Origin of the sequence: Leeia aquatica, assembly GCF_012641365.1 — a bacterium.
In the GTDB taxonomy this organism is placed as follows: Bacteria; Pseudomonadota; Gammaproteobacteria; order Burkholderiales; family Leeiaceae; genus Leeia; species Leeia aquatica.
On sequence record NZ_JABAIM010000003.1, the window covers coordinates 257,846 to 270,100 of the forward strand.

Consider the following 12,255-nt stretch of genomic DNA (forward strand, 5'->3'; position numbering starts at 1 on the left):
CAGGAACGGTCGGCTACGGACAGACACCAGCTGCACTTCCCCCTATAATGGTCCGCCATTATCAGGGGGAAGCAATGCAGTCCGTCATCCAGTCGTGCCAGCGTATCGTCATCAAGGTCGGCAGCAGCCTCGTTACCAATGAGGGCCGCGGGCTGGACCACGCCGCACTGGCGCGCTGGGCGGAGGAAATTGCAGCGCTGACCCGCATGGGCAAGCAGGTGGTGCTGGTATCCAGCGGGGCGATTGCCGAAGGCGTCAAGCGGCTGGGCTGGGCCAAGCGCCCCAGCATGCTGCACGAAAAACAGGCCGCCGCCGCCGTCGGCCAGATGGGGCTGGTGCAAGGCTATGAGAGCTGCTTCCGCCAGCATAGCCTGCAAACTGCGCAGATCCTGCTCACCCACGAAGACCTGGCCGACCGTACCCGCTACCTGAACGCCCGCTCCACGCTGCTCACCTTACTGCAGCACCGCGTGCTGCCCATCATCAATGAAAACGACACGGTGGTGACCAGCGAAATCAAGTTCGGCGACAACGATACGCTGGGTGCACTGGTGACCAACCTGATCGACGCCGATGCGCTCATCATCCTCACCGACCAGCGCGGCCTGTATACCGCCGACCCGCGCAACAACCCGGCAGCCGAGTTCGTGCACGAGGCGGTGGCGGGGTCTGCCGAGCTGGAGCAGATGGCTGGTGGTGCCGGTTCTTCGGTCGGTACCGGTGGCATGTACACCAAGGTGATTGCCGCCAAGCGCGCGGCGCTCAGTGGCGCACATACCGTGATCGCCAGCGGACGCGAGCCTCAGGTGCTGACCCGGCTAGCCGCGGGCGAGGCGATCGGCAGCCAGTTGACGGCAGGTACCTCCAGGCTGGCCGCCCGCAAGCAATGGCTGGCCGATCATTTACAGGTCAAAGGCAGCGTCACGCTGGACGCGGGTGCGGTGAAGGCGCTGCGTGGTGGCGCCAGCCTGCTGCCGGTAGGCGTGGTGGAAGTCAATGGCGATTTCCTGCGCGGGGAGGTGGTGCGCTGCCTGTCGCCGGATGGGGTGGAAATGGCACGCGGGCTGGTCAACTACTCCAGTCTGGAAACGCAGAAGGTACTGCGCCAGCCTACCACCAAGCTTGAACCCATTCTCGGCTATATCGACGAGCCGGAATTGATCCATCGCGACAACCTGGTGCTGTTGCAAGCCTGATGCCTTCTGCACCATACGCAAACGGCCCACCCCTTGATGGGCCGTTTGCTTGTACTGCCACCCTCCGCCTCAGGCCGCTAGTTGCATCCGCCGCGCCAGCGCAGAGCCTTTCTGGCTGACAAACGCCCGCAGTTCGCGCGGATAACCCACGTCCACCGCCTGCTGCACCGACGGACGATCCGCCAGCGCCTGCCGCCAGGCTTGCAGCTTGGGCAAGCCTGCAAACAGCTGCAGGTCTGCCACTTCGGTCAAAGCCTCAAAGTAGCGGAAGGCCGGAGCAAATGCAGCATCGACCAGCGAGAATGCGCTCCCGGCAAAGAAGGAGCCCTCGCCCAGCACCGACTCCAGCCGCTCAAACCGCGTCCGTAGCGCCTGGCCTGCGCGCTGCAGTCCGGCTTCATCGGCAGCCGCATACAGATTACCGATGTCGTTCAGGGTGACTGAGGCAAACTCGATCCAGCCCCGATGCTGGGCGCGCTGTAGCGCGTCCGTGGGGTGCAATGCAGGCAGGGCCGTATCCTCCAGATACTCGCAGATGACGGCCGACTCGAAGATCGGCTGCCCTTCCACCAGCAGCAGCGGAGTCTTGCCGGTGGGTGACAGCGCCAAAAACCAGTCCGGCTTGTGGGCGAGGTCAATGTCCACCCGCTCGAACGGCACCCCCTTCTCCTGCAGGGCAATGGCGGCGCGCTGCACATAGGGGCACAGCCGGTGGCTGATGAGGGTCAGCTTCATGCGGCACCTCCCATGGTCGTACGGCTACGCAACGTCAGGGCACCATCACCGACCAGCCACTGCACCAGCGAGGCCACGCTGAGGAACACCGGATATTCCCAGCCACCGCCGGGGCTGGTGTGCACCCAGCCATTGCCCAGATGCACCCAGGCTGCCGCCAGCATCACCGGCAACAGCAGCAAGGATACCTGACGAGCATAGATGCCCAGCAGCAAAGCCATCCCCCCGAGCAGTTCCACCGTAAAGACCGGGTACGCCATCCAGCCGGGGAAGCCGACGCTGGCGAAAAACTGTGCGGTGCCTGGCAGGGTAAACACCAGCAGCTTCAGCAGCGCGTGCGACATCCACATGATGCCGAGGCTCCAGCGCAGCAAAGTAGCACCCCACTGTTGTTGTGTATTAACAGACATGTTTAATTACTCCTTGTTGTAAACAGTGGGTGTAGACTATATTTGCATTCATGCAATGAAAATAAGCATAATCACAAACCATGCATGCAAAAACGCAATACAAGCTCAACGCGGATGATCTGATCCTGCTACTGGCCTTGGTGCGAGCTGGCAAGCTGGCACAGGCCGGTGAACGGCTGGGGGTGGATGCCTCGACGGTGTTCCGCAGCATTCAACGCATTGAGCGCGGGCTGGGCTGCAATCTGTTTGTCCGCTCGCGACAGGGCTACGCCGCCACCGAACTGGCGCTGCAATTGGCCGAGCAAGCCGAGCAGATCGAGATGGCGATTGAGACCGCGCGCTCCAGTGCCCAACAAGCACCGGAGCAACTCAGTGGCAGCGTGCGGCTGACCACCACCGACACCCTCCTGCACGGGCTGGTGGCCCCTGCCCTGCTCAGCCTGCGTCAGCAACACCCGCTGCTGGCGTTTGAACTCCATACCGGCAATGAACTGGCCAGCCTGACCCGCCGCGATGCCGATCTGGCGGTGCGCGCCACGCGCCAGCCGCCCTCGCATCTGGTAGGGCGCAGGCTGGGACCGATTCGGGTCGCCCTCTACGCCCCTGCCGGGACCCGCATCAGCATGGCGGAAGCGTGCCAAGGGCAGCTGCCGTGGATTACGCCGGATGACGCGCTGCCGGAACATCCATCGGTACGCTGGCGCCGCAAGCATTACCCGCGCCTGCAGCCCACCTACCGGGTCAACAGCATCCAGAGCGTACAGGAGCTGGTGTTGCGCGGGCTGGGGGTGGGCATCCTGCCTTGTTTTCTGGCGAACCCGCAGCCGGGCCTGCAAAGGCTGAGCGATGAACTGCCGGAGTGTCAGACCGACCTGTGGCTGCTGACCCATGCCGAGTCCCGTCATCAGCGGCGGGTGGCTGTGTGCTATGCCTGGCTGGCCGAGCAGGTCAAACTGCCCTGATCTTGCGCGCTTTGCCGGTAAATTGTTGACAACACAAATTCAAATTGTTGACAATATGGAGGTTCGCTGGCCGCGCCAGCCGCCTTCCATTGGAGCAATCCATGTCCGATCTTCAGACAGCAGCCCTGCGCGCGCTGCAATTGATGGATTTGACCAGCCTGAACGACGACGACACCCCGGCCCGGATCGTGTCGCTCTGCCAGCAGGCTGACAGTCCGGCGGGCCAGGTGGCCGCCGTCTGCGTCTACCCGCGCTTTGTCCCCATCGCCCGCAAAACCTTGCAGGCCCAAGGCACGCCGCATGTCCGCATTGCCACCGTCACCAACTTCCCGCTGGGCGAAGAGGATGTCGCGATCGCCGTGGCAGAAACCCGCGCGGCCGTCGCTTATGGTGCCGATGAAGTGGACGTGGTATTCCCGTGGCGAGCACTGCAAGCCGGTGATGGCACCGTCGGCGAACAGCTGGTGCGCGCCTGCAAGGACGTGTGTGGCGACATTCTGCTGAAAGTCATCATCGAGAGCGGTCAGCTGCGCGACCCGGCACTGATTCGCCAGGCCAGCCAGATCAGCATCGCTGCCGGTGCGGATTTCATCAAGACCTCGACCGGCAAGGTGCCGGTCAATGCCACACTGGAAGCGGCTGAAGTGATGCTGCAAGTGATTGCAGAAACCGGCGGGCGGTGTGGCTTCAAGGCAGCGGGAGGCGTAAAGTCAGCAGAAGATGCTGCGCGCTATCTGTCGCTGGCCGACCAGCTGCTGGGGGCCGACTGGGTGACCCCGGCCCATTTCCGCTTTGGCGCATCCAGCCTGCTTAACAACCTGCTGGCGACCCTCGGTCACGGCACGGCATCGACCACGCAAGGGTATTGATCCATGTTCCTGCCTCAAGAAATCATCCGCAAAAAACGCGATCGCCAGCCACTGACGGACGAGGAAATCCGCTTCTTCGTCAAAGGCATCGCCAGTGGCAGTATCAGCGAAGGCCAGATTGCCGCTTTTGGCATGGCGGTCTACTTCAACGACATGCCGATCAACGAGCGTGTGGCGCTGACGCTGGCGATGCGCGACTCCGGCATGGTGATGCGCTGGGATGACATGGGCTTTGATGGCCCCATCGTCGACAAGCACTCCACTGGCGGCGTCGGCGACGTGGTGTCGCTGATGCTGGGGCCGATGGTCGCCGCTTGCGGCGGCATGGTGCCGATGATTGCCGGGCGGGGCCTGGGCCACACCGGCGGCACGCTGGACAAGCTGGATGCCATCCCCGGCTACAACACCACGCCGGACCATGAGACCTTCCGCCGTGTGGTCAAAGCCCACCGCGTGGCCATTATCGGCCAAACTGGCGACCTGGCCCCGGCGGACAAGCGCTTCTACGCCACGCGGGACATTACCGCCACCGTGGAATCCATCCCGCTGATCACCGCCTCCATCCTGTCGAAGAAGCTGGCAGCTGGCCTGCAGGCACTGGTGATGGACGTGAAAACCGGCAGTGGTGCCTTCATGCCCACCTATGAATCGGCAGAAGCCCTGGCACGCAGCATCGTCGGGGTCGGTAACGGCGCCGGCATGGCCACCACCGCCCTGCTGACCGACATGAACCAGCCGCTGGCGACCTGCGCCGGTAACGCCATTGAAAGCCGCGAGGCAGTACGCTATCTGCGGGGCGACATCCGTCCGGCCCGTCTGCATGAAATCACGCTGGCACTGTGTGCGGAAATGCTGCTGGCCGGTAAACTGGCTGACAGCGAAGCCGAAGCCCGCGCCAAACTGCAGGACGCGCTCGACTCTGGCCGCGCAGCGGCCTGCTTTGGCCAGATGGTCGCGGCGCTGGGCGGCCCGGCTGACTTTGTCGAGCATTTCGATCGACACCTGCCCACGGCCGCCGTGATCAAGCCCGTCTATGCTGAACGTAGTGGCTTTGTCAGCGCGATGGATACCCGTGAGCTGGGTCTGACGGTGGTGGCGCTGGGCGGCGGTCGCCGCACCGCCAGCGATCAGCTGGATTACAGTGTGGGCCTGTCCGACTTTGTCGAGCTGGGGCAATCAGTCAGCAGCGATACCCCGCTGGCGATGGTACATGCCCGCAATGATGCCGAGTATGAAGCAGCCGCCGCCACGGTACGGGCAGCCATTACGCTGGCTGATGCCAAGCCGGCGGCACACCCCGAGGTGTACCGCAAGATTCGCCTGCAAGACCTCGCTTGAACTGACGCGGATGTCTGTCCGGCATCCGCAGGAGAAGCCGCATGAAACGCGCCATCATTCTGGTACTGGATTCGCTGGGCATCGGTGCAACGGCCGATGCCGTCCGCTTCGGCGATGTCGGCAGCAATACCCTCGGGCATATTGCGCAGACTGCCGCCCAGGCAGGCCATGCCTTGACGCTGCCTCACCTGTCCCGGCTGGGGCTGGCCCATGCCTGCGAGGCCTCATCCGGTTACTTTCCGGAAGGGATGGACCGCGCCGCGCCGATCTCGGCCTGGGGTTACGCCCGCGAACTCTCCAGCGGCAAGGATACGCCGTCCGGCCACTGGGAGATTGCCGGGGTACCGGTGCTGTTTGACTGGGGCTATTTCAGCGACAAGACCAACAGTTTCCCGCAGGAACTGCTGGACAAGCTGGTCGCCCGCGCAGGGTTGCCTGGCTATCTGGGCAACTGCCACGCTTCCGGCACCGACATCCTCACCCGCCTCGGCGTGGAACACATGCAAAGTGGCAAACCGATCTTCTACACCTCGGCAGATTCGGTGTTCCAGATTGCCTGCCATGAGGAAAGCTTCGGGCTGGAGCGGCTGTACGAGCTGTGCCGTATCGCCCGCGAAGAACTCGGCCCCTACAATATCGGTCGGGTGATTGCCCGCCCCTTTGTGGGGCACGGCCCGGACGACTTTGCCCGTACCGGCAACCGCAAGGATCTGGCTGTGGAACCGCCCGCGCCCACCGTGCTGCAAAAATTGCAGGAAGCCGGGGGTGAAGTGGTCTCGGTCGGCAAGATTGCCGACATCTATGCCCACGTCGGCATCACCCGCAAGGTCAAGGCCACCGGCATTCCCGAGCTATGGGATGCGACACTGGCGGAGCTGGACCGCGCGGGTGACCGCACGCTGGTGTTCACCAACTTTGTGGATTTCGACTCCAGCTATGGTCATCGCCGCGATACGCTGGGCTATGCCCGTGCGCTGGAACAATTCGACCAGCGCCTGCCGGAGCTGCTGGCCCGAATGGGCGAGGACGATATCCTGATCCTGACCGCCGACCACGGCTGCGACCCGACCTGGCCGGGCTCGGACCACACCCGCGAGCATATTCCGGTGCTGTGCTATGGCAAGCAGGTCGCTGCGGGTCCGCTGGGTGAGCGCAGCACCTTTGCCGACATTGGTCAGAGCATCGCCCACCATTTTGGCCTGAGTCCGATGGACTACGGCAGCAACTTCCTGAACTGAACACGGAGTCTTCCATGCCTACACCTCATATTGGCGCCCAGCCGGGCGATTTTGCTGAAACCGTGATCATGCCGGGCGACCCGCTGCGCGCGCAGCTGATTGCCGAAACCTGGCTGAGCGACGCGCGCCAGGTCACCTCTGTGCGCAATATGTTCGGCTACACCGGCCACTACAAGGGCAAGCGCCTGTCGATCATGGCACACGGCATGGGCATTCCGTCCGCCAGCATTTACGCCACCGAGCTGATCCGTGAATACGGGGTGAAGAACATCATCCGCGTCGGCTCCTGCGGCGCGCTGTCGACCGAAGTGAAGCTGCGTGACGTGATCATTGCCATGGGTGCCAGCACCGACAGCAAGGTCAACCGCATGCGTTTCATGGACCACGATTTTGCCGCCATTGCCGACTTTGACCTGCTGCAGACCGCTGTCAGCGTCGCCAAGACTCAAGGCAAGGCCGTGCGGGTGGGCAATGTGTTCTCTGCCGACCTGTTCTACACCCCGCAACCGCAGATGTTCGACGTGATGGAGAAGATGAAGGTGCTGGCGGTTGAAATGGAAGTGGCCGGTCTGTATGGCCTGGCTGCCGAGTTCGGCGCCCGTGCACTGGGCATCCTCACCGTCTCCGACCACATCCGCACCGGCGAGGCCACCACCGCCGAAGAGCGACAAAAGACCTTTGCCGACATGATCGAGATCGCCCTCGATACCGCCATCCAGCTGTAAGACAGGGCGGTCACGCTACAGCAAAGCGCCACCCAGGAGGTGGCGCTTTTCACTAAAGGCCAGTAGGCACCCTTGCTGCTGCAGTGCTAGCATCCCGCGCTTGTCTATCCTGCCCGGATTGCGCCTTGGCCACCCTGATCCCCAACCTGAACAGCAGCCTTCCACGCATGACCTCCGGCGAAAAACGTTTCGCACGCCGCCTTGAGGCCTTGCTGGAAGACGACTATCTCTGCTGGTATGACGTGACGGTGGGCGTCAAGCGACGCAGGCCGGATTTTCTGATTCTGAACCCCCACCGTGGCCTGCTGGCGCTGGAGGTCAAGGACTGGAAGCTGGAAAGCATCCAGTCCATTGACCCTACCCTGGTCCAGGCTGAATTCAATGGTCGCTTGGTACGGGATGTGAACCCGCTGCTCAAGGCACGCGACTTCATGAATGTCACGGTCGACCTGCTAAAGCGGGACCCCCTCCTGCTGCAGTCACCAGACAGTCGACACGCTGGCAAGCTGTGCATGCCTTATGGCTATGGTCTGGTGCTCAGCAAGATCAATCGCAAGGCCTTTATGGAATCCGGCCTGCAGGATGTACTGGCGCCCCATCTGGTCATTTGTCAGGACGAAATGACCGAGGGCATGGAAGCGGAAGCCTTCCAGCTGCAGCTATGGGGCATGTTCCCCCAACCCTTTTCCTGTCGTCTGACCCTGCCGCAGATCGACCGTATTCGCTGGCACCTGTTTCCGGATGTACGTATCGTTCATCAGCACACCTTGTTTGATGCTGATGATACGACAGTCCCTCAGGCACCGGACCTGATCCGCATTATGGACCTGCAACAGGAGCAACTGGCACGCAGTCTGGGCGAAGGCCACCGCGTAATCCATGGTGTGGCCGGATCAGGCAAGACCATGATTTTGGGTTACCGTGCCGAATATCTGGCGAAAGCGGCCAGCAAGCCCATCCTGATTCTTTGCTTCAATCGTGCGCTGGCGCAGCGGCTGGCCGGCTGGATGATCAGTAAAGGACTGGAGCAGCGCGTCACCGTACGTACCCTGCACAGTTGGTGCAGTGACATGATCACCACCTACCAGTTACCCCGCCCGCCGCAGGATGAGGGCCGCTTTGCCGCCATGGTGCAGACCGTGATTGACGGCGTGAACCAGCAGCAGGTACCGGCAGGACAGTACAGCGCGGTACTGATTGATGAGGGTCATGACTTCGAACCCGAGTGGTTCCGCTTGATCGTACAGATGGTCGACCCGGATACCAACGCCTTGCTGGTGATGTACGACAGTGCGCAGGATATTTATCAGAAAACCCGCAAACGGCGCTTCAGCTTTGCCAGCGTCGGCATCCAGGCACAGGGCAGAACCACCATCTTGCGCCTGAACTACCGAAATACCGCCGAGGTACTCGGGGTTGCGCATGCCTTCGCGCAAGAGCTGCTGACCGCCGAAGAGGCGGAAGAAGACGGGGTACCGCTGGTGGCACCGCAAAGTGCGGGGCGGCATGGTCCAGCGCCTGAGTTTATTCAGCTCCCGTCTTTCCGTGAAGAGATCCTGCTGGTGGCCGACAAGCTGCGTGCTGCCAATGAGGCGGGCACAGCCTTGCAGGACATGGCGGTACTGGTTTACCGCAAACAGCAAGTCAGCATGGTCACCGACTGGCTGCAGCAATCGGGTATTCCGGCACAAGCTCTCTCCAGCAAAGCGGCTGAGCAGGGCAAGGAAGCCGTCAACGTCCTGACCATGCACGCGAGCAAAGGGCTAGAATTTTCGACAGTAGCCCTGTCCGGCCTGGGGGACTTGCCTTATGCCAGTCACGATGCCAACGAACAAGCCCGTGTCTTGTACGTCGGCATGACGCGTGCCATGCAGCAGTTGATCCTGACCGCCAGCCAGGACTCCGACTTTACCCGCAAATTACAGCAAGCTTGCGCCCCTGCTCAGCAGGCCGCCTGAACCCCTCAGTGCAGCATACTGTCCAGCAAGATGCCGCCGAACAGGGCAGCGCCGAACCAGTTGTTGTGGCGGAAGGCGGCGAAGCAGCCTTCGCGGCTGCGGTGGCGGATGAGGTGGTAGTGATACAGGGCCATCGCGGCGGCAGCGGCTACGCCAGCGTAGTAGGGCCAGCCGCGCTGCAGGTGCAGGCCGAGCAGGGTGATCAGCAGCAGGCTGAGGCTGTAGCAGAGCATCACCGCCAGCACGTCAAAGCGGCCAAAGGTGAGCGCTGAGGTGCGGATGCCGATGCGGATATCGTCATCGCGGTCGACCATCGCGTACTCGGTATCGTAGGCCACTGTCCACAGCACATTGGCGAGCAGCAGCCACCACGCCTCCAGCGGAATCTGCCCTTGCAGGGCGGCGTAGGCCATCGGGATGCCAAAGCCGAAGGCAATGCCCAGATACGCTTGCGGGATGGCAAAGAAGCGCTTGAAGAAGGGATAGCTGGCGGCAATGAAGGCCGCAGGCAAGGTCAGCCACAGCGCCAGTGCGGGCAGCGGCAAGGCCACCAGCAAGGCCAGCAGCGCCAGCCCGGCGGCGGTCAGCAAGGCATCACGCGGTTTCAGCTCACCGGACACCAAAGGCCGTTGCGCCGTGCGTTTGACGTGACCGTCAAAATCACGGTCAGCCCAGTCGTTGATGGCGCAGCCTGCCGCCCGCATCAGGATGGTGCCAATGACAAAGATCAGCACCACCAGCGGCTGTGGCCTGCCCTGCCCGGCCAGCCATAGTGCCCACAGGGTGGGCCACAGCAGCAGCAGGGTGCCAATCGGTTTGTCAAAGCGGGTCAGCCGGGCGTAGGCCCACAGCGTACGCCGCCAGTCAGTATTCGACATGCAATCGCTCCCACAAGGTGGGCAAAAAGACTTCGGTGACCATCAAGGGCGCCCCCCGCAGCAGGAACACGGAGCGCCGCGCCCACAGGGTTCCGCAACGTTGCCCGACAGCACGCTCGGCTTGTCGGTGCAATGGGTGTCGGGCGCTGATCTGCCGGTAGCACAGCGCCTGTCGGCTGACGCGCGGATCGGTAAACAGTACCTCCGCCAGCGGGCGGTTACCCAGGTGCAATACGGGTTGCCAGCTGCCACGAATGGCGGCCAGCGGGGCAATGCTATGGCCGATCACCACGGGTTGACCATCCAGCGTGAGCGTGACATCACGCACCAGGGTGCGCAAACGGCGCAGCAGCCCGACCGCGTGAAATTCGTCGGCATGCGGCATGCCTACCGTAGACACCACATGCCGAACCGCGAAACGGCTGGACAGGCTGCGCAAGCGCCAAGTCAGCGAGCCGGGCGCAGACAGCCATTGTTGCTGCACCCGGTCGATGCGCGGCAAGGTTTGTGACCAGCCGTCACCATCCGGTGCGTGAAGACAGGGGTTATGCATACGGCGCCATTATGCCAGATGGCGCCGCAGCGACACAGCGAACGACGATTGCGGGTCAACTGCCGGTGTAGACCACGACCGGGAATGCTTTACCCTCGGTATGGGCAAAGCGTTGAATCTGCTGGATTTGCGCCGCAGTCAGCACATGATCGTGCGACAGTAGCAAGACTCCGTCTGGCGTACGCAGGTCTTCGGCCAGCTTCATGCCGGGTTTGAGGTTGGCCAGATCTACCCGCTGCGTGCCGCCCACCAGCAAGGCATCCGGTTCCGCCAGCACCGCTTCAAAGGCTTGCAGTACCGCAGGATCGTAGCGGCTTTTACTGTACTTACGCAGGAATTGCAGTGCGTCTTCGCTCTTGAGCACGTGGCCAATCAGGCTGCCGCTCAGCAGGGCCTCAAAATCCACCACCAGCATCAGAATACGGCCACCAAGGGGGATCTGCTCTCCGGCCAGACCATCGGGGAAGCCTTTGCCATCGTAGCGCTCATGCTGATGGCGAATCAGCTTGCCGGCCGCCGCCATCTGCTCGATGGGCATCAGCGCCATCTGGCCTTTCTCCGGGTGCCGCGCATAGAGGTTGCGCTCATCAGGCGTCAGCTGGTCAAACGGCTTGGCGAGAATCTCATCCGGCAGGCCAATCTTGCCGATATCGTGCAGCAAACCCGCCACCATCAGCTCCTGCGCCAATTGGTCAGATTGGCCCAGCTTGCGGGCGACCCGCCGGGCCAGCTCACCCACGCGGTTTCCGCTGCCAATATTGCCGCCTCGCAACTCCAGCAGGTTGCTGAAAACCTTGAGCATGGTGAAGATGTTCTTCTTCAGCCGATCCTGCGCATTTTCCAGGAACAGCACGGTCTGGCGCAGTTCTTCGGTGCGGGCTTGCACCGTGACCTCCAGGTTGCTGTTGAGTTGCTTCAGCTCGTCATTCTGCGTCCGGGTCAATGCCTCCAGCCGCGCCTTGTCACGCTCCAGTTGCCGCTTTTCCAGCGCGCCGGCCACGGTCAGCGCAATATCGTTGTCATCCCACGGCTTGGCGACGTAGCGGTAGATGCCACCATCGTTAATGGCCTGGATGGTGGCACCCAGTTCGGCATAGCCGGTCAGCAGAATGCGAGGGATCTCCGGCCAGCGTTGCCGCACCTGGGCCAGAAATTCGGCCCCATTCATGCCCGGCATGCGCATGTCGGACACCACCAGATCCACCGGTTCAGCCTGCAGGATCTCCAGCGCCATGGCCGCACTCTCTGCAGTCAGCACTTGATAGCCTTGCGGACGGAACAGCCGTCGCAGCGACGACAGGATGTTCACCTCATCATCCACAAACAACAGCACCGGCTGTCGGTCTGCTTGCGCTCCGGCTGTATCGTTGTTGGTATCCGCCAGCGTTTCCAT

Annotated in this window: 12 protein-coding genes; 7 read left to right on the forward strand and 5 right to left on the reverse strand. The window is 62.5% G+C overall.

Annotated elements, in window-relative coordinates:
- Positions 1–74: 74 nt before the first annotated feature.
- Positions 75–1,196, forward strand: coding sequence for a glutamate 5-kinase (gene proB, locus HF682_RS13935; protein ID WP_168877924.1), 1,122 nt, complete (start codon positions 75–77; stop codon positions 1,194–1,196).
- A gap of 69 nt (positions 1,197–1,265) precedes the next feature.
- Here the strand turns inward: proB and HF682_RS13940 are convergent, their stop codons facing one another.
- On the reverse strand, positions 1,266–1,931 hold the full coding sequence (locus HF682_RS13940; RefSeq protein WP_168877925.1) for a glutathione S-transferase family protein: 666 nt from the start codon (positions 1,929–1,931) through the stop codon (positions 1,266–1,268).
- Complete coding sequence (locus tag HF682_RS13945; RefSeq protein ID WP_168877926.1) at positions 1,928–2,341, reverse strand: DoxX family protein; 414 nt, start codon at positions 2,339–2,341, stop codon at positions 1,928–1,930. The genes HF682_RS13940 and HF682_RS13945 overlap by 4 nt, the downstream gene beginning before the upstream one ends.
- 80 nt (positions 2,342–2,421) lie before the next feature.
- Here HF682_RS13945 and HF682_RS13950 point away from each other — a divergent pair, with 80 nt between their 5' ends.
- The 6 genes from HF682_RS13950 to HF682_RS13975 all read left to right on the forward strand — a co-directional run bounded on the left by HF682_RS13950 (position 2,422) and on the right by HF682_RS13975 (position 9,431).
- Positions 2,422–3,303, forward strand: a complete 882-nt coding sequence (locus HF682_RS13950; RefSeq protein ID WP_168877927.1) for a LysR family transcriptional regulator — start codon at positions 2,422–2,424, stop codon at positions 3,301–3,303.
- A gap of 101 nt (positions 3,304–3,404) precedes the next feature.
- Positions 3,405–4,172, forward strand: a complete 768-nt coding sequence (gene deoC / locus HF682_RS13955) for a deoxyribose-phosphate aldolase (protein ID WP_168877928.1) — start codon at positions 3,405–3,407, stop codon at positions 4,170–4,172.
- Between the two features lie 3 nt (positions 4,173–4,175).
- Positions 4,176–5,510: a thymidine phosphorylase gene (deoA, locus tag HF682_RS13960; RefSeq protein WP_168877929.1), complete on the forward strand. Its 1,335-nt coding sequence runs from the start codon at positions 4,176–4,178 to the stop codon at positions 5,508–5,510.
- Positions 5,511–5,551: 41 nt separating this feature from the next.
- Positions 5,552–6,748, forward strand: a complete 1,197-nt coding sequence (locus HF682_RS13965; protein WP_168877930.1) for a phosphopentomutase — start codon at positions 5,552–5,554, stop codon at positions 6,746–6,748.
- Between the two features lie 14 nt (positions 6,749–6,762).
- Positions 6,763–7,473: a purine-nucleoside phosphorylase gene (gene deoD, locus HF682_RS13970; protein WP_168877931.1), complete on the forward strand. Its 711-nt coding sequence runs from the start codon at positions 6,763–6,765 to the stop codon at positions 7,471–7,473.
- Positions 7,474–7,598: 125 nt separating this feature from the next.
- Positions 7,599–9,431 (forward strand): DEAD/DEAH box helicase, encoded by a 1,833-nt coding sequence (locus tag HF682_RS13975; RefSeq protein ID WP_205882088.1) that lies wholly within the window; start codon positions 7,599–7,601, stop codon positions 9,429–9,431.
- 5 nt (positions 9,432–9,436) lie between these two features.
- On the opposite strand, the gene ubiA is transcribed toward HF682_RS13975, so the two are convergent.
- From ubiA to nosR, 3 genes are read right to left on the reverse strand one after another with little or no spacing between them, the layout of a single operon-like run.
- Positions 9,437–10,309, reverse strand: a complete 873-nt coding sequence (gene ubiA, locus HF682_RS13980) for a 4-hydroxybenzoate octaprenyltransferase (RefSeq protein ID WP_168877932.1) — start codon at positions 10,307–10,309, stop codon at positions 9,437–9,439.
- Positions 10,296–10,862: a chorismate--pyruvate lyase family protein gene (locus HF682_RS13985; RefSeq protein WP_168877933.1), complete on the reverse strand. Its 567-nt coding sequence runs from the start codon at positions 10,860–10,862 to the stop codon at positions 10,296–10,298. The genes ubiA and HF682_RS13985 overlap by 14 nt, the downstream gene beginning before the upstream one ends.
- Before the next feature lie 55 nt (positions 10,863–10,917).
- Positions 10,918–12,255: a response regulator c-di-GMP phosphodiesterase, NosR family gene (gene nosR, locus HF682_RS13990; protein WP_168877934.1), complete on the reverse strand. Its 1,338-nt coding sequence runs from the start codon at positions 12,253–12,255 to the stop codon at positions 10,918–10,920.

What these genes read in the sequence shown, in the direction of transcription:
- proB (WP_168877924.1), top strand. Translation starts at nt 75, where the DNA reads ATGCAGTCCGTCATCCAGTCGTGCCAGCGTATCGTCATCAAGGTCGGC.
- HF682_RS13940 (WP_168877925.1), bottom strand. Translation starts at nt 1,931, where the DNA reads ATGAAGCTGACCCTCATCAGCCACCGGCTGTGCCCCTATGTGCAGCGC.
- HF682_RS13945 (WP_168877926.1), bottom strand. Translation starts at nt 2,341, where the DNA reads ATGTCTGTTAATACACAACAACAGTGGGGTGCTACTTTGCTGCGCTGG.
- HF682_RS13950 (WP_168877927.1), top strand. Translation starts at nt 2,422, where the DNA reads ATGCATGCAAAAACGCAATACAAGCTCAACGCGGATGATCTGATCCTG.
- deoC (WP_168877928.1), top strand. Translation starts at nt 3,405, where the DNA reads ATGTCCGATCTTCAGACAGCAGCCCTGCGCGCGCTGCAATTGATGGAT.
- deoA (WP_168877929.1), top strand. Translation starts at nt 4,176, where the DNA reads ATGTTCCTGCCTCAAGAAATCATCCGCAAAAAACGCGATCGCCAGCCA.
- HF682_RS13965 (WP_168877930.1), top strand. Translation starts at nt 5,552, where the DNA reads ATGAAACGCGCCATCATTCTGGTACTGGATTCGCTGGGCATCGGTGCA.
- deoD (WP_168877931.1), top strand. Translation starts at nt 6,763, where the DNA reads ATGCCTACACCTCATATTGGCGCCCAGCCGGGCGATTTTGCTGAAACC.
- ubiA (WP_168877932.1), bottom strand. Translation starts at nt 10,309, where the DNA reads ATGTCGAATACTGACTGGCGGCGTACGCTGTGGGCCTACGCCCGGCTG.
- HF682_RS13985 (WP_168877933.1), bottom strand. Translation starts at nt 10,862, where the DNA reads ATGCATAACCCCTGTCTTCACGCACCGGATGGTGACGGCTGGTCACAA.
- nosR (WP_168877934.1), bottom strand. Translation starts at nt 12,255, where the DNA reads ATGGAAACGCTGGCGGATACCAACAACGATACAGCCGGAGCGCAAGCA.